Annotated in this window: 14 protein-coding genes; 8 read left to right on the top strand and 6 right to left on the bottom strand. The window is 71.3% G+C overall.

Annotated elements, in window-relative coordinates:
* Positions 1 to 48: 48 nt before the first annotated feature.
* The 4 genes from SMD20_RS43755 to SMD20_RS43740 all read right to left on the bottom strand — a co-directional run bounded on the left by SMD20_RS43755 (position 49) and on the right by SMD20_RS43740 (position 4,937).
* Complete coding sequence (locus SMD20_RS43755) at positions 49 to 777, bottom strand: hypothetical protein (protein WP_329593084.1); 729 nt, start codon at positions 775 to 777, stop codon at positions 49 to 51.
* Between the two features lie 106 nt (positions 778 to 883).
* Positions 884 to 2,917, bottom strand: coding sequence for a polysaccharide deacetylase family protein (locus tag SMD20_RS43750; RefSeq protein ID WP_329593081.1), 2,034 nt, complete (start codon positions 2,915 to 2,917; stop codon positions 884 to 886).
* A gap of 201 nt (positions 2,918 to 3,118) precedes the next feature.
* The gene (locus SMD20_RS43745; RefSeq protein ID WP_329593080.1) at positions 3,119 to 3,622 is read right to left on the bottom strand and encodes a potassium channel family protein; all 504 of its coding nucleotides are present in this window, start codon (positions 3,620 to 3,622) and stop codon (positions 3,119 to 3,121) included.
* Positions 3,623 to 3,764: 142 nt separating this feature from the next.
* Entirely contained in the window at positions 3,765 to 4,937 is a 1,173-nt protein-coding gene (locus SMD20_RS43740; protein ID WP_329593078.1) for an MFS transporter, read from the bottom strand.
* Positions 4,938 to 5,009: 72 nt separating this feature from the next.
* Between SMD20_RS43740 and SMD20_RS43735 the strand changes: the two genes are divergently transcribed.
* The 6 genes from SMD20_RS43735 (at position 5,010) to SMD20_RS43710 (ending at position 11,287) form a co-directional block, all read left to right on the top strand.
* On the top strand, positions 5,010 to 6,032 hold the full coding sequence (locus SMD20_RS43735) for an ROK family transcriptional regulator (RefSeq protein WP_329593075.1): 1,023 nt from the start codon (positions 5,010 to 5,012) through the stop codon (positions 6,030 to 6,032).
* Positions 6,033 to 6,486: 454 nt separating this feature from the next.
* The gene (locus SMD20_RS43730; RefSeq protein WP_329593073.1) at positions 6,487 to 7,104 is read left to right on the top strand and encodes a hypothetical protein; all 618 of its coding nucleotides are present in this window, start codon (positions 6,487 to 6,489) and stop codon (positions 7,102 to 7,104) included.
* Between the two features lie 203 nt (positions 7,105 to 7,307).
* Entirely contained in the window at positions 7,308 to 8,903 is a 1,596-nt protein-coding gene (locus tag SMD20_RS43725) for a hypothetical protein (protein WP_329593072.1), read from the top strand.
* A gap of 335 nt (positions 8,904 to 9,238) precedes the next feature.
* The gene (locus SMD20_RS43720) at positions 9,239 to 9,604 is read left to right on the top strand and encodes a DUF1622 domain-containing protein (RefSeq protein WP_329593069.1); all 366 of its coding nucleotides are present in this window, start codon (positions 9,239 to 9,241) and stop codon (positions 9,602 to 9,604) included.
* 322 nt (positions 9,605 to 9,926) lie between these two features.
* A complete protein-coding gene (locus SMD20_RS43715; protein WP_329593068.1) occupies positions 9,927 to 10,892 on the top strand; it encodes a DUF6461 domain-containing protein in 966 nt (321 codons plus the stop codon).
* 5 nt (positions 10,893 to 10,897) lie between these two features.
* Positions 10,898 to 11,287: a hypothetical protein gene (locus SMD20_RS43710; protein WP_329593067.1), complete on the top strand. Its 390-nt coding sequence runs from the start codon at positions 10,898 to 10,900 to the stop codon at positions 11,285 to 11,287.
* A gap of 350 nt (positions 11,288 to 11,637) precedes the next feature.
* Here SMD20_RS43710 and SMD20_RS43705 read toward each other — a convergent pair whose 3' ends face one another.
* Positions 11,638 to 12,219 (bottom strand): TetR/AcrR family transcriptional regulator, encoded by a 582-nt coding sequence (locus SMD20_RS43705; protein WP_329593065.1) that lies wholly within the window; start codon positions 12,217 to 12,219, stop codon positions 11,638 to 11,640.
* Between the two features lie 96 nt (positions 12,220 to 12,315).
* On the opposite strand from SMD20_RS43705, the gene SMD20_RS43700 reads away from it, so the two are divergent.
* Positions 12,316 to 13,509: an MFS transporter gene (locus tag SMD20_RS43700; protein WP_329593062.1), complete on the top strand. Its 1,194-nt coding sequence runs from the start codon at positions 12,316 to 12,318 to the stop codon at positions 13,507 to 13,509.
* A 51-nt stretch (positions 13,510 to 13,560) separates the two neighbouring features.
* Positions 13,561 to 13,830 (top strand): GNAT family N-acetyltransferase, encoded by a 270-nt coding sequence (locus SMD20_RS43695; RefSeq protein ID WP_329593060.1) that lies wholly within the window; start codon positions 13,561 to 13,563, stop codon positions 13,828 to 13,830.
* Here the strand turns inward: SMD20_RS43695 and SMD20_RS43690 are convergent.
* Positions 13,754 to 15,970 carry an MMPL family transporter gene (locus tag SMD20_RS43690; RefSeq protein ID WP_329593058.1) on the bottom strand — a complete coding sequence of 739 codons (2,217 nt, stop codon included), beginning with the start codon at positions 15,968 to 15,970 and terminating at the stop codon, positions 13,754 to 13,756. The genes SMD20_RS43695 and SMD20_RS43690 overlap by 77 nt on opposite strands.
* Between the last annotated feature and the right edge of the window lie 21 nt (positions 15,971 to 15,991).

Genomic DNA, 15,991 nt, shown 5'->3' with positions numbered 1-15,991 from the left:
TCAACGGCGTCCGGCCGGGCAGGCGGGGCCGGTCAGCCGGCCCCGGGCTCACTCGGGGACGCACAGAACGTGGATCTTGATGGACAGCGTTCTGTCGGTGCGGTTCTTCGCGCGGACCTCGTAGCGGCGCGGGACGTCGCCGAACGGTTCGAGTTTCGCCTTGCCGACGAGGACGTCCGGGATCGGGCCGGCCGGGGCGGCGAGGTCGGTGATCTCGTAGCCGCCGCTCACGGCCCGCAGGCCACTGTACGGGCACGCGCCCGTCCAGGTGGCCTCCTGCTGGGGCGGGATCAACGCGCTGAGCCCGCCCCAGACCGACTTGTCGAAGGGGTCCGGGCCCGCGGGGCCGGTGGGCCCGGCGGGGCCTGCGGGCCCCTCCGGGCCGGTCCTGTTCCAGGAGATCTCCCGCTCGCCCGCCCGGCACGCGCTCGACGCGAGGGCGGCCGAGGAGGGAGTGGCGGTGGGGTTGCGCGTCGGGGTGGCAGTGGGGTTCAGCGTCGGGGTGGCAGTGGGGTTCGGTGTCGGGTTGCTGGTGGGGCTGATGGTCGGGGTGGCGCTGGGGGTCGGCGTCGGGTTCCTGGTCGGCGAGATGGTGGGGGTGGCGGTCGGGGTGGGCGTCGGGTCGCCCGGGATGCGCAGCACCCCGTCCGTCCCGACGCACGCCACGATCACCTCATCGGACGCCGCCGCAGCGGCCGCCACCGCGACCCCCGTCCCCACCGTCCCGACGGCGACCAGCAGCCCTGCCGTCGTGAGGATCTTCCTCTTGTCGTTCATGCTCGGCCTTCCCTCGCTCCTCGCCCGGCTCACGTGATCAACGTGGCCGACGGCTCTTGGGAGCGGGTTGCAGCCGCCTTGGAACGCCACCAGGACGGCCGGACCGTCACCACCGGACGGGCAGCGTCCCGATGAAGCGGCCGAGCGCGCCCGCCAGAAGCCGGTGGTCGTGCAGCGACGGGTGCCAGTCGCAGCCGAGCAGGTCGAGCCCGAGGGCGTCGTTGTCGTAGTGGAGCGCCGACACCCGGGTGTCGCCCTGGCTGTTGCGCTCCCGTACGACCTGCTGGACGGAGTCCGCCAGCGGGGTGCCGGACATCGTCGGGTAGGTCAGCACGATGGACGTGCCGGGGCCGTACCGGAGGCGGAGCTTGGCCAGGAAACCCAGGTAGGCGGCCCGGAAGTCGGCGGCGAGCGCGGCGGTGTCGGCCCACCGCTCGCCGGGGTTGAGCGGGGTGGAGAAGTCGTTGATGCCGAGGCCGACCACGACGACCTGCGGCCTCCAGGTCCTGGGCGGCTGCCAGGCCGCGGGGCCGGCCGCCTGGAGGGTGCGGTCGTAGTACGTGCGGAAGTCGGTGCCGGGGCTGCTGCCGTTGTAGTTGCGTACCATGCCCATCCCGGACCAGGCCGTGAGCTGGTGGTCGGCGTTCAGCGCGCGGGCGGTGAGGGCGCCGAAGGTCTGGTCGGCGTTGGAGTTGGGGTTGATCCCGCCGCTCGCCGAGCAGTCGCGGCTGGTCGACATGTTGCCGTAGCCGGCGGTCCAGGAGTCGCCGATGAACTCGATCTGCCGGGCGCGGGCGGCGGGCGGGGCGAGGACGCGGCCCCCGGGCGCGGCGACGAACCCGCCGAACTCGCCGGGCGTCCACGGGCTCTCGGTCCGCTTGGCGAGGCGCACGGTGTGCACGCCGCCGCCGAGGCCGGTCACCCAGTGCGTGGTCCTGCCCGGCGTCCGCAGCGTGACCGGGGCGCCGCCGTCAATCTGGACGTCGTAGTCGTTGGCGGTGTCGTTCAGCTCGATCCCGACCCCGGTGCCCTGGAAGCGGCCCTCGAAGGTGATGCCCGGCCAGGTGTAGCGCACGCTGTCGCCCAGGTCCTCGACTCGGCCGGCGGTGCGGGCGCGGGCCAGGGTGTCGCCGGACGGGTCGGCGCACGTGACGCCCGCGACGGCCCCGTCCCCGGTGCCGGCGATACCGAACGCGGTGGACCTGCCGGCCCCGACGGCGCTGTTGTGACGGGTGCCGGTGACGGTCACCGTCCCCGTGGCGCCGGTGGCGACGCCGTTCCACAGGCTGCTGATCCGTGCCCCGGCGGGCAGGGTCAGCGTGACGCGCCAGCCGTCCAGCGGGGCCACGCCGGTGTTGGTCACGACGACCTCGCCGCGGAAGGTGCCGTCGCGGGCGGCGATCGTCCGGTACGCGGCGGCGCACGTGGTGCCGGGGGCGACCGCCCGGCCGGTGACCGGCGAGATCCTTCCGGCGCACAGGCCGCGTTCGCGCAGGTCGGCGGCGATCCGCGGGATGGCCTTTACGGTGTTCGCGGGCCAGTCGTGCATGAGGATCACGTCGCCGGACCGCAGTTCCCTGGCCTTCGCCGCGATCTGGTCGGCGGTGGCGTTGTTCCAGTCCTGGGAGTCCACGTCGGCGTTGATCTCGGTGAGGCCGTGCCGGAGCTCCGCCGCGCGCAGCCCGTCGTCGGTCTCCAGGTAGGGCGGGCGGAAGAGGCGGGGCGTGGCGCCGGTGACCCGTGCGATGACGTCCTGGGTCCGGGAGATCTGCGCGTCCTGCTGCTCGGCGGTGAGCTGCGTCATGTGGGGGTGGTCCCAGCTGTGGTCGCCGATCCACATGCCGGCCGCGACCTGCTCTCTCGTCAGGTCCGGGTTCGCCTCCACGTTCTGGCCGACGTTGAACATGGTGGCGCGCAGCCCGGCGGTTCTGAGGGCGGCCAGCAGGGCGGGGGTGTTGCCGGGGGTGGGCCCGTCGTCGAAGGTCAGCCCCACGTAGCCGGAGCAGGCGCGGCCGGGGGCGCCGGTGCCCGCCGACGCCCGCGCCCGCGGCGCGACCAGGCCCGCAGCCACGAGAGCCGCCACGAGAACCGCCGCGACGAAGGCCGCGCTCCGCAATCTCCACCACCGTAAGACGTGCACTGTCCACTCCTCTGGCCGACCGACACGAACGAAGGGGAACGCCTGCCGCCCCGCCCGGTTTCCACCGGATCGCGGCGATGGGGACGTTAAGGTGCCGGGCCGCACGTACGGCCGCAGACAGGTAGGAGTGCGGCGAACGGTCATCGGCGCTCTGCGAACGGTCGTTCCTCGCGCCACGTCCGTGAAAGTTACCCGTGGAAGTTAGCTGCGCCCGCCGCCGCGCGGGCGCAGCGCGCCGACGACGATCGTCAAGGCCGACGTCACGATGACCAGATCGAAGAGCACCTGGACGATGACCGCCGCCTTGGCGTCCTGCCCGACGGGGACGATGTCGCCGTACCCGAGCGTGCCCAGCGTCGAGACCGAGAAGTAGAGCGCGTCCAGCCGGGTCCGGATGCCGGTGAACCGGTCGGCCATGGTGAAGTAGGCCGCCGCGAAGAAGACCACCACGAGGGTGACGCTGGTCATCAGCACCGCCGCCTGCTCCGCGACCAGCCGGTGGGGCCGGAGCGCGCGCTCGACCTGGCGGAAGAGCAGCCACGTCACGACGGCCAGCCCCGCCAGGCACACGACGGTCCGCAGCGCGGTCCGGTCGGGCTCCGTACCCGCCCACGGCATCGGCATGACGAAGTAGAGGCCGGCGAGCAACGCGACCGTGCCCGCCGCGCGCAGCCAGGCCAGCAGGCCGGCCCGAGAGGGACCCATACGACGGAGCCTTCCTCCGCCGGGGCGGCATTCAACGGCGGCGACGGTATGCACTGGGCCAAGAGTCCTCCGGCCGCGAGGCGCCGCCATCGACCGGGCGGCCTGACAGACGAGGGCCTCGTCGGTCAGCGGGTCGTCTGGGTCAGGCGTCGGCACGAACGGCCCCTTGTGAGGGTGAGGTTCGGGAGGGGCGCAGGACCGGGGCGAGCAGCATCAGCAGCACGACCACGCACGTGATCAGCGCGAACGCGGCGGGGTAGCTGAGCGCGCCCGCCACCCAGCCCGTCACGGCCGGTGCGATCAGGCCCGACAGGTACGTGATCGTCGCCACGCCCGCCACGCCCTCGCCCGGAGTCGTGCCCGCGTTGCCCGCCGCCGCGATCACGAGCGGCACGATCACCGCGATCCCCAGTCCGATCAGGGCGAACCCGGCGATGCCGAGCGCGGGTGTGCGGGCCGCGACCACGAGGACGCCGCCGACCGCCGCCACGGCACCGCCCGCCCTGACGGTCGCCGCCGGACCGATCCGGCGGATGACGTGGTCGCCCAGCAGTCGCGTGCTCGCCATGCAGAGCATGAAGACGGTGTATCCGGCGGCGGCCAAGCCGGGGCCGGCGTCGGTGACGGCGGTGAGGTAGACGGCGGACCAGTTGGAGCTGGCGCCCTCCGCGAACGTCGCGCAGAACCCCACCAGCCCGATCGCCAGGATCCCTCGCGTGGGGAGCGCGAAGCGCCGCGGCGCGGGCGCGTCGCGTACCGAACCCGTCATCCCGCTGTCGGGGAGGAGACCGCGCCCGGCCGCCGCCCCGAGGCCGAGTAACGCGAGCGACATGGCTCCGAGGTGGATCCGGGCGTCGATGCCCGCGTGGGCGGCCAGGGCGCCGAGTCCGCCGGAGGCCAGGCTGCCGACGGACCACATGCCGTGCAGTCCCGACATGATCGAGCGGCCGAGATGCCGTTCGAGGAGGACGGCGTGCGCGTTCATCGCGACGTCGCACATGCCCGCCGACGCCCCGAACAGCAGGAACGCCCCGAACAGCCACACGGGCGACGGCGAGAGCGCGGGGAGGGCCAATCCCGCGCACCACAGCGCGAGGAGGACGCGTGTGGCCGCGCGGTTGCCGAAGCGGTAGGCGAGGCGGCCGGCCATCGGCATGCCCACGAAGGCGCCGATCGACGGGCACAGCAGCGCGAGGCCGAGGGCGCCCGGGCTGAGGTGCAGGTGCTCCTGGATCCAGGGGATGCGCGTGGACAGGCTGCCGGCAACGGCGCCGTGCGTGACGAAGACGGCCGCGATGGCGCGGTGATGACTCATGGCTGGAAATTATCAGGCAGGCTTCCTGATGAAAAGAGGTTTTAGGAAGGGTCCCTGATTATTATGAGGACCGTGAAGACCGCCACCCCTGCCCTGGCCCGAGCGATCAACGACCGGCTGGCCCTCGACCTGCTGCTGGAACACGGGCCGCTGACCGCGCCCCAGCTCCGCACGCTGACCGGTTTGTCCAGGCCCACCGTGTCCGACCTGATCGAACGGCTCATGGCGGGCGGCCTCGTCGAGGCCACGGGCGAGAGCGGCGAGGACCGGCGAGGCCCGAACGCGCGCCTGTACGGGCTGGTGGCGGACCGGGCCCACGTGGCCGGGGTGGACGTACGGCGCGACGCCGTCAACGTCACGGTCGCCGACATCACCGGACGAGTGGTCAGCGAGGCGAGTACGACGATCGGCGCGAGAGCCGACCTGGCGACCCTCATCGCGAAGGTGGTAGGGGGCGCGGTGGGGCGGCGCGCGCTGGACACGGTCGTGGTCGGGGCGCCGGGGCTGGTTGATCCGCGTGCCGGGGAGCTGGTGTCGCCCAACGACGTGCCCGGGTGGCGGCGCGACACGATGGGATCCGTACGCGAGCGCCTGGGCGTGCCCGTGATCCTGGAGAACGAGGTCAACCTGGCCGCCATCGCCGAGCTCCGCACGGGAGCCGCCGCCGGGAGCGAGGACTTCGTGCTCCTCTGGCTGGACGACGGGGTGGGAGCGGCGGTCGTGCTCGAGGGCCGGCTGCGCCGGGGGGCGTCGGGCGGGGCGGGGGAGATCGGGTTCCTGGAGGTCGGTGGTGTGGCGTTCTGCGAGCTGTTGAACGCCGAGTCCATACGGAGGTTCGACCGGGACGAGCTGGCTCGGCGGATCGCCCAGGGTGCCTTCGCCTACGCCACCCTCCTTGACCCCGGGCTCGTCGTCCTCGGCGGGACGACGGGGCATGAGGGTGGGGACGAACTGGCCGAGCTGGTGGCCGACCACCTGCGCGCCCTGGCCCCGGCGCCCACGGAGGTCCGGGCCAGCACGGTCACGGGCAACGCGGTGCTGCAGGGCGCCGTGCTGACCGCCCTGGACCTGGCCCGCGACCGCGTCTTCGGCTGACGTCTCCGGCACGTCCTGCCTGGTGGCCGACCGCCGCCTGGTCTCCGCGCGCAACTCCTGGACCTCGGGTGCACTGCGGGAGCGGTGCGCCGCACGTCGAGTTTGCGCCCATGTGGAGCTTCCCGGCCAGGTCGTAACCGTCCAGCACGGCCGCGACCTCCTCGTGAAGGATGTCGCGGACGAGGAAGTCGCTGTCGGGGTGCTGCGATTGCGGCATGCGCGCGGCGAACGCCACGTACGGGCACACCGCCGCGGCGCCGGCCGCGAACACGCAGATCGGCTTTCCGGCGTCGCACCCGGACAGCGGCTCACGGGAATGTCCCCGTCCACCCGGGACAGCGGTCCCTGATCGGGCCGGGTACATCCGGGACCGCGTGCGTGGCCGTGCTCCCTGGGCGCCCGGGGCGCTCCGGCGGGAAAGTGCTGCCACCGACCCGCGCACCCGAGGAGCATCATGTCCAGCCACGTCGCGCCCAACAACGTCGATCCGCACGAGCCCGTCGTGGCTCGCTCCCGCTCGAGCCGGACCCGGACCAGGATCTCCGGTCTCCTGCTGGCCGCCGGAGCCGTCGCCTGGAGCGTCGGCACCGTGATCGTCGGCGACCGGGTTCAGGAAGGCGTCCAGACGCTCGACACCGTCACCGGCATGGTGTTCGTCGCCGGACTGTTCGCGTTCGTGTGGACCGTGCACGTCACGCGCTCCGCCGGCGACGGATGGACCCGCGTGATCCCGGTGGGCCTGCTGGTGCTGCTGCCCGGCGCGTTCGTGACCAACGCGCTGTCCTTCGGCTACGCCACCTACGACGAGTTCCCGCTGCCGTTGCTGATCCTGGACGCCTGCTGGCCGCTCAGCCAGCTCGGCATGCTCGCCCTCGGGATCGCCGTCGCGATCCGGGGCCGCCTGCGGGGAGCGGTCCGCTGGCTGCCCCTGCTCGCCGGCCTGTGGTTCCCGGTGACCGTCCTGGCGCAGATCCTCGGCGGCTCGGCCGTCTCGGTGTACGCCAGCGCCGCGCTGCTGCTCGGCGCGCACGCCCACCTGGGCCTCCGCCTCGCCATCCGCCCCACGCTCTGAGCGGGCGTCCGGCCGGGGATGTGCCCGCGGCTGGAGGCCACGTACACCGCCGCCTTCACCGAGGCGGCCACCCGCCCGGCAGGACGACGTTGGCCGGCGGGCGGGCGGCCGCGGTGGGTGCGCCGTCCCTGTCCGAAACCACTTCCCGGACCCGCCTGCGATGCCGGCCCGATGATCGTCTGGAAACAGAGGAAATGAGAGTCATGTTCTACCCTGGTGCTCGCCGGCTGGCAGTGACACTGCTGGCCGCCTTGGCCACTGTCGCGCTGCTGCCGACCGCGCCGGCCGCGGCCCTGCCGGTGCAGGCCAAGTGGCCGATCTCGGTTCTGTTGTGCAAGTTCCTCGACCGGCCTGAGGAGCCCAAACCCCCGCAGTTCTTCAAGGACCTGCTCACCGCCGAAGGCCTCGGCAAAGGCGGCCTGGCCGACTTCGTCGCCGAGCAGTCGCGCGGCCGGGTCGCCCTGGAGGGCGAGGTCCACGGCTGGTACACCATCCCCAAGACCTACTCGCAGTGGAGAGACGAGGGCTGGTACTCCAGGAACAAGCCGAAGGACTGCGTGCAGAGCGCGCAGAGCCAAGGGTGGACCCGGCCGCCCGGCAGCGCGCTGTTCGTCATCATCAACACCGCCGAAGGCGGAATCGGGCGCGCCTCGTACAACTCACGGGAAAACAGAATCATCGTCCTGGACTCCACGGCCTGGACGCTGAACCGCGCCGCCTTCGAGTTCGGGCGGCTCAACGGGCTGAACCACAGGCTGTCGCTGTTCCTGAACCAGCGCCCCACGGATGTGGGCAACCCGTACGACACGATGTCGAGTTCCACCACCCACTTCCCGCCCTCCGAGCGGTTCGGTGAAGGCGCGATCGCGCTGGCCGCGCCGAGCCTCGACGAGCTCGGCTGGCTGCCCGGCTGGCGGGTGACGACGCTCGGCAAGGACGGAGTCGGCACCCGGACGGTACGGCTGGCACCCATCGAGCAGCCGGAACGGCCCGGCGCGCTGATGGTTCGCGTGCCGTACGACCCGAAGAGACCCGACAGGTACCTCACCGTCGAGTTCCGTAAGAAGACCGGCCGCAGCAGCGCGATCCCCAAGGACAGCATCCTCATCCACCAGTACCAGGAACGAAGCTGGCCCACCCTCCTGATGGAGAACGAGACGAACCCGACGCCGGTCCAGAGCTACCGCAGCGACGGCGTCGAGATCAAGCTCGACTCGGTGACCGCCGACTCGGCGACGGTCACCGTCTCGACCGATGTGACCAGCAAGTGCGGCTTCGAGTACGTCCCGCGGGCCGCCGTGGCCGGGGACAACGCCTGCGTGACGCCTGCCGTACGCGACAGCACCGCCGCCGACAACGCCGACCAGCCGAACCGTCTCGACGCCCACGGCGCCTGCCGGTGGGGGTACGTCTACCGGGAGATCACGCCGGCCGACGTTGCCTGCGTCTCGCCCACCGTGAAGTACCAGGCGGAGCAGGACACGGCCGCCACGCCCACTCGGATCAATGTCGCCCAGCACGTGTGGGGGCCGAACGCCTGCAAGGACGGCTATGTGTGGCGGATGGCCGACGACTCCGACTACGTCTGCGTGTCCCCGGAGACCCGGCACCAGACCCTGGACGACAATGCGGCCGCTGCCAGCCGCTGGACCGACGGCCCGGCCGGGCCCAAGAGCTGCGTCCAGGGGTATGTGTGGCGGGAGTCCTACGTAGGTGACCAGGTCTGCGTCACACCCGCGGTCCGCGATCAGGCTCGTGCCGACAACGCCGCCGCATGGGAGAGGGTCAAGGAGAGCTGACCCTCCCGGTTGCGAGTCTTCGAGGGGCTTCCCCGTCGCGTACAGCGGGGGGAGGTCCCTCCTGCTCCTTCCGGACTACAGCGACACCGAGTGGTCTGACTTCGGCCGACGCCGTCCTGGACGGACCACCTGGAGCCGACACCGCAGAACGTTGTCTTGCGCCTTCCGCACTCACGGGTTTGACGCAGTGATCACTGTTATCGATAAGACAAGTGAAAGGCTTGGTCATCGCTGGACGAAAGCGTACATGCTGACGTCTGTCGTCCTGTTGTCGTGCCCGTGGCGGGGAATTGCACGAAAGCCAGTTTTTGTGAGGCCCGGCCGGGAGGCATGACATGGACACGAGTTTTGCGAATGTCGTGGAACGGGTCGGCCAGGCGGTTGACGTGGCCGGTGTCGCCCTCATCGTGCTGGGCGCCCTGGTGGCCACCGTACGCTTCGCTTTCAGCGTTATCAGCCGGCAAGGGCCCTTCCACGACGCCTACCGGGGATATCGGCAAGGATTGGGCCGGGCCATCCTGCTCGGATTGGAGTTCCTCGTGGCCGGTGACATCATCCGGACGGTGGCCGTGGCTCCTACCTTTACCAGTGTCGGCGTCCTCGCGCTCATCGTGATAGTCCGTACCTTTCTCAGCTTCTCCTTGGAGGTAGAGCTTGAGAACCGCCTGCCATGGCAGGCGTCCCCGCAACAGCGCAACTGAAGCCGGCATGGTTCTTGAGGGCGAGCTGTCATGCCCCCGGTAGCGCGGCTTACCGGTCGCCGAACAGCGCGACGCCCGAGCGGAAGACCGCCCGTCTCTGCCGGACAACGCCATATGCCGCCGTGACCTCGTCCGCACCAGGACCGTCCACCGTCACGGATTGCACAAACGCGGCCTCAAGAAGGCAGGCGGCCACCAGGAACCCCGGCAGCACCAGCCCCGCATGCAGCCTCCCAGGAACAACCCGGCACCGGTCGCTCTCCGTTTTGTCAGTCTGCTCCTCCATGATCTACCGCATCACCCGTCACACCTAAGGAGCACCATGTCCACCACGCCCCCGCCCGGCGATTGGTCCGGGATCGGCCGGCACGACTGGAGCGACCTCGCTGTCATTCGCGCCCGCCTCGACGCCGGCGCCGACCCCCACGGGGGCGTGTTCTTCTTCGGGCGGCCGTTACGCGCCGCCGCCGCGCACGGCTCGCCCGAGGTGATCGCCGAGCTGGTCCGGCGGGTCGACGACGTCGATGCCGAGTACGAGGGCCGCACCGCGCTCTGGGAGGCCGTCTTCGCCAACCGCCCCGGCAACGCCCGTGTCCTGGCCGCCGCCGGAGCGGACCCGTGGCGGCCGATGATGTCCGGCTGGTCCCCAGTACGGCTCAGCCTGGCCACGCCGACCCCGGACCTGTTTCCCCTGCCGCCGGGCGAGCCGGGCCTGTCCGCCGCCGAGTCCGCCGCCGTGACGGAGGCCCGACGGCTGATCACGGCGCTCGGCGACTTCGTGGACGACGGCCTGGGGCTGGCGTGCGTGGCCGGAGTCACCGCCGCCGAGGCGGTCCGCAGGCTGGAGGCCGAGCCGGCCGCGCAGGACGAGGCGGAGGAGGTCCTGGAGGATCCGGCCGAGCTCTGGGAGGACAACCTCGACCTGGTCGGCATCACGGACGTGCCGGGCGGCTGCGTGATCACACAGCCCTGGGGCTTCGGCCCGTCGAGCCCCCGCGTCAGTGAACGCCTCTCGGCCGGCACCGTCTGCTACGGGCTGTTCGCCAACCCCAAGAGCGGCAACCAGGGCAGTGTCGCCCGCGACGGCGTCATCGTGGAGTGGGACACCCACCCGGGCGGCGGCAGCGTCTCGCCCGACCAACCCGCCGCGGAAATCCTGCTGACGTACCTGTACCGGCACCAGGCCATCGCCTACTGCTGCGCCGGCGCGGGCCTGCGGCTGCCCGACGCTCGTGCGATCATCGGCGAGTGCGACCTGTGGGTAAGACTTCCCGGCCATCTGGTCTGAGGCGGGTGTCACTCGTGGCGGCCATCGCCGCCACGCCTTTCCTCCTGCTGTACGCCGCCGCGAAGGCCCCCCAGTGGATCACCGATCACCGCCTGGCGAGCCTAGAGGATCGAGCCCTCGACCATCCATTGCCGCAGGGCACGACGTTCGCCGGGTTCGAACCTCAGGGGCCCGTTACCGGAGACTCCGGTGACTGCTGGGCCGGCTTCGCCTTCAGCCTCCGCACCGATCGCCCGCCCGAGGAGATCAAGCGGTACTACGAGGCGGCCCCCTTCACGCGGCCCAGCGCGCACTTCTCCGAGCTGAGCGTCATCGCCTCGCGGGAGTCCGCCGACCGCGTATGGGTCGCCTTCGACACGACCTACTCCGGCACCGCGGACCTCCGCTGCTGGTGAACGCCTCTTACGGTCCCGGCCGGCGGGGACGAAGACGGCGTGGTCATCTTGAACAGGATGTTCTCCTTGCCCGAGACCCGTTTGAGTTCGTTGATGAACTCCTTGGTCACCACGGTGTCGGGGCGAGCATTGATGCGATGCACCGTGGTGATCAGCAGGCATACCCTCCCCGAAGGAGCCCCAGAAGTCTCCTTTGTCTGGACGAGCCGCGGCCATCGTCGCCCCCAGCCAATGGCCGAATCCCGGCCACCCTCCCCCCGGAAGGGTTCCGATGGTGGCTGACGACCTCGAACGTGCTCTTGTCGTACCAGTTGAGCGTGACGAGCGGGTCGCCCTGATCCGGCAGCCAGTCAGGTCGCAGGTCCCGCGAGCGTTTTGATCGCGAAGTCGATGGCCGTGGCCAGTCGTTGGGGATCGTGTCCGGCGCGTTCGCGCACGCGCAGCCCAAGCACCGTCGTGAACAGCGACTCCACTGCAGCCGCGACGTCCAAGGTGGCGGGCAGCTCGCCGTCGCGGATGCCGCGGTGCAGGAGCGACGCGAGGGTCTTCCGGGTGCCTTCGAACGCAGCCTCGGTCCTTTCCTGGACTGCGGGGTCGGTGGCGCCGAGCTCGGTGGCCGTGTTGACCACGAAGCAGCCACGTCCGGCCTCGTGGTCGACCATCCAGATCAGCCACTCCCGCAGGGTCTGGAGGCTGGAGCCGGGGACGCTCAGTCGCTCTTCGGCTTGAGCGGACTCGGTGGCCCGATAGTGGTCCAGTGCCCGCAGGAACAGCGTGCGCTTGTCGTTGAAGGTCCGGTACAGGCTGCTCTGCTTGAGGTTGAGTTCGGCGCCCAGGTCGCGGACGGACGTGGCGTTGTAGCCGCGGCACCAGAACAGGTGGGTCGCCTTGGCGATCACGTCCTGCTCATCGAACTCCCGGGGTCGTGCCATGGTCCCATCCTAGCGAAGTTGTGGAGCGATCGCTCCCGTATTATGGTGTGCCGCCATATGGGAGCGATCGCTCCCGAATTGGAGAGGGGATTCAACGTGACGGCGACCGACCCAGCCCTGAGCGAGCGAGACACACCACCGAAAAGTCATTGGATCGCGGTATCCGCCGTAGCCTTCGGCACATTTCTCCTGGTCACGGCAGAGCAGCTCCCCATCGGACTGCTCACCCCCGTCGGATCCGCGCTGTCGGTCTCGGAGGGCACAGCGGGGTTGATGGTCACGGTCCCCAGCATCGTCGCTGCCGTCGCGGCGCCAATGGTCCCGCTGCTCGTCGGCAGAATGGACCGCAGGCTCCTGCTCGTCGCCTTGATGGGACTCATGACGCTCGCCAACCTGGCCTCCGCCCTGGCTCCTGGCTACCCGCTCCTGATCGCTGCCCGCGTGCTGGTCGGGGTGGCCATCGGCGGGTTCTGGGCCATCGCCGGAGCCCTGGCCGTCCGGCTCGTCCCGGCCTCACACGTACCGCGGGCCACGGCGATCATCTTCGGCGGCGTCGGGGCCGCGAATGTCTTCGGCGTCCCCATCGGCACGATGATCGGCGGGCTGGCGAACTGGCGGGTCGCGTTCGGCGCGCTGAGCGCTCTCGCGCTGGTCGTGCTGGTCACCTTGCTGGCCGTACTGCCACCGTTGACGGCGGCTCAGCCCGTCGGCTTGCGGCGACTGGCCGACCAGTTCCGCAACCAGGGCGTCCGGGTCGGCATCCTGGCGACCTTCCTGATCGTGACCGGCCACTTCTCGGCCTACACGTTCATCAGCCCGGTGCTACGGGAACTTTCCGGCATCGACCAGCGACTCGTCGGGCCGCTGCTGTTCGGCTTCGGCGCGGCGGGCATCGTAGGAAACTTCATCGCGGGTGCCGCCGTGGCCACGAGGCTCCATCGCACCGTCCTGTCCATCGCCGCCGCCCTGGGGGTGACCATGCTGCTCTACCCCGTGGCAGGACTCACCGGCGTGGGCGGGGTGACGCTGCTCGTGATCTGGGGCCTGGTGTACGGCGGGGTCTCCACGAGCCTCCAGACGTGGATGATCAAGGCCGCGCCCCAGGCGGTCGAGGAAGCCTCCGCCCTGTGGGTGGCGGTGTTCAACCTCTCGATCGGTCTCGGCGCGCTGGCCGGCGGCGCAGTCGTCGATACCCTGCCACTCCAGGGCATCCTATGGCTCGCCGGGGGCCTCGTCTTGACGGCCGGACTGGCCGTGTGGAGTGCCCGCCGAAACGAGAGCCTGCGATGACCGCGCTGCCGCAGCGCTGCCGTAGCGAGAAGATCGAGCCGCTTCGAGGACGTGTTCGCCGCACAGATCACGCACCGGCTCGGCCCCTGGTGTGCGGCCGGCCGGGTGTCATGCGTACGGCAGGACGAGACGACGGCCGAGTTGCGGATGCCGCTGGTGGAGCCGTCCGCCAGAGGGCTGAGGCTCGGGCGGCGGCTCGTGGACGAGTGCCTGCGGCACGCGCGGGCCGAGGGCTGCGAGCCGATCACGCCGTGGACCCGCGACCCCCTGGTGAGCGCGCGGCGGCAGATGTGGGCACGCGACCTCGGGGCCACCAGTTGAGCGGACCCGCCAGGCGCATCAGGCTCGGCACCAGCACCGCCCTGATCACGGTCGCGTCGACCAGCACGGCCACCGCCATGCCGACACCCAGCATCTGCACGAACATCACCTCTGCCGTGGCGTAGGCGGCGAACGTGAGCGCCAGGATCCCTCCTGCCGCCGTGATCAGCGGCGCGCCCCGCTGCAGGCCGGTGGCCACGGCCTCCTCGGTGTTGCCCGTCCTGTCGTACTCCTCCTTGACGCGGGAGAGCAGGAACACCTCGTAGTCCATCGACAGGCCGTACGCGACGCAGAGCATCAGGATCGGAATGCTGGGGTCGAGGGTGCCCGTCGAGGTGAAGCCGAGGAGGCCGGAGAGGTTGCCGTCCTGGAAGACCCAGACGATCGCGCCGAACATGACGCCCATGCTGAGGAGGTTCAGCAGGGACGCCTTGAGCGGGATGACCAGGCTTCTGGTCATCCCGAACAGGACCAGGAACGTGACGCCGAGCATGAGGGCCAGCACCAGGGGGAGCCGGTCCACGACGGAGGCGCGGTAGTCGGCCAGCTCGGCCGGGTAGCCGCCGACGAGGACCTCGACGGGCGGCTCGACGGCGCGTACGGACTCCACCAGCCGCACGGGGTCCTCGGCCAGCGCCTCGGCGGAGGGGACGACGGCCAGCCAGGTGTCCCGGACCGGCCCGCGGCGGAACCGCTCGGGGGCGCCGTCGCCCACCCGGTCGCCGTCCGCGAAGGAGCCGGCGGCGGAGTCGACCTGGGCGACGCCGGGGAGCCGGGACAGCGCCACCGCATACTGCGAAATATCGCCTGACGTCGGATTTTGGGGGATTATCTGGATGGCGTCGGTCTCCTCCGCTGGGAAGGACTGGCGGATGACCTCCTGCGTCTGCCGGGACGACGCCTCCGGGGGCAGGATGCGGTCGTCGGCCACGCCGAACCGCAGCCCCAGGAACGGCGAGGCGAGCAGCAACAGCACCGCCGTGGCCAGCCCGCCGAAGATCAGCGGCCGCCGCATCACCCGGGTGGCCAGCGCGTGCCAGAACCCCGCGTCCCGCTCCGGTCCGCCCCGTCTGGGGAGCACCGTGGCCCCGACAGAGGCCAGCACGGCGGGCAGCACGATCACCGCCGCGAAGAGGCCGCCGGCGACGACGGCGATGCCCGCGTACGCGAAGGATCTCAGGAAGTCGAACGGCAGCGCGAACAGCACGGCCAGGGACGAGGCCACCGTGAGCCCGCTGAACAGCACCGTCCGCCCCGCGTGCTCCACGGCCCCGGCCACCGCGCTCGCCCGGTCCGCGCCGCGCCGCGTCTCCTCGCGGAAGCGCTGGATGACGAACAGGCAGTAGTCGATGCCGAGCCCGAGCCCCATCGCGAGGGTGAGGTTCAGGGCGAACGTGGAGATCCCGGTGAAGGCCAGGGGCACGCGCAGCAGCGCCAGCCCGATCACCATCGCGAACACCCCGGCCAGGATCGGCACCAGGGCCGCCATGGCACGCCGCTGGTAGAGCCAGAGCAACGCGAACGCCACCGGGAAGATGACCAACTCGGCGCGCACGAAGTCCTGCCTGGACAGCGGCACGGTCTCCCTGAACACCTCCTCCCCTCCCCCGGACCGCACCTGGAGCAGGCCGGTGCCCTTCGTGATCTCGGACACGAGCCCGGGCAGCACCTGCCCGCGCACGTGGTCGGCGTCGCCGGGGATGCGTACCACGATCAGCGCGTGCCTGCCGTCCTCGCTGCGCATGGTGGCGGGCCTGCCGCGGGTCCAGTACGAGGCCGACTCGGCGACCCCCTCCCACCCGCCGATCCGCGTGGTCAGCGCCCTGCCCTCGGCCTCGACCGCGGGGTCGTCCACGGTGCCGGCCTTCGCGGTCACCAGGAAGATCATGTCGGGGCTGCCCGTCCCGAACCGCCGTACCAGCTCGGCCTGCGCCCGGTCGGACTCCGACCCCGGAGCCTCGAACCTGGCCAGCGACAACCGCGGCACCGCCCCGGCCGCCAGCGCCGCCGCGACGGCGAGGACGACCAGGGCCATGGCGAGCACGGACCGGCGGCGCCGGACGAGGAGGAAGCCCAGCCTGCGCAGCGGCGGCCCGGCCGGCTTCGCGTGGACCGGCCGCAGCCGCGTGTTCAGCGTCATGCAGGGTGCCCCCGAATCAAA

It is taken from the genome of Nonomuraea sp. LP-02 (genome assembly GCF_036289125.1).
GTDB lineage: Bacteria > Actinomycetota > Actinomycetes > Streptosporangiales > Streptosporangiaceae > Nonomuraea > Nonomuraea bangladeshensis.
The sequence above is the reverse complement of the archived record's forward strand: the minus strand, read 5'-3'. Positions and strand labels throughout refer to the sequence as shown.

Excerpts from the sequence above, each read along its gene's own strand:
- SMD20_RS43755 (WP_329593084.1), bottom strand. The coding sequence starts at position 777 with ATGAACGACAAGAGGAAGATCCTCACGACGGCAGGGCTGCTGGTCGCC.
- SMD20_RS43745 (WP_329593080.1), bottom strand. The coding sequence starts at position 3,622 with ATGGGTCCCTCTCGGGCCGGCCTGCTGGCCTGGCTGCGCGCGGCGGGC.
- SMD20_RS43740 (WP_329593078.1), bottom strand. The coding sequence starts at position 4,937 with ATGAGTCATCACCGCGCCATCGCGGCCGTCTTCGTCACGCACGGCGCC.
- SMD20_RS43730 (WP_329593073.1), top strand. The coding sequence starts at position 6,487 with ATGTCCAGCCACGTCGCGCCCAACAACGTCGATCCGCACGAGCCCGTC.
- SMD20_RS43725 (WP_329593072.1), top strand. The coding sequence starts at position 7,308 with ATGTTCTACCCTGGTGCTCGCCGGCTGGCAGTGACACTGCTGGCCGCC.
- SMD20_RS43720 (WP_329593069.1), top strand. The coding sequence starts at position 9,239 with ATGGACACGAGTTTTGCGAATGTCGTGGAACGGGTCGGCCAGGCGGTT.
- SMD20_RS43715 (WP_329593068.1), top strand. The coding sequence starts at position 9,927 with ATGTCCACCACGCCCCCGCCCGGCGATTGGTCCGGGATCGGCCGGCAC.
- SMD20_RS43705 (WP_329593065.1), bottom strand. The coding sequence starts at position 12,219 with ATGGCACGACCCCGGGAGTTCGATGAGCAGGACGTGATCGCCAAGGCG.
- SMD20_RS43690 (WP_329593058.1), bottom strand. The coding sequence starts at position 15,970 with ATGACGCTGAACACGCGGCTGCGGCCGGTCCACGCGAAGCCGGCCGGG.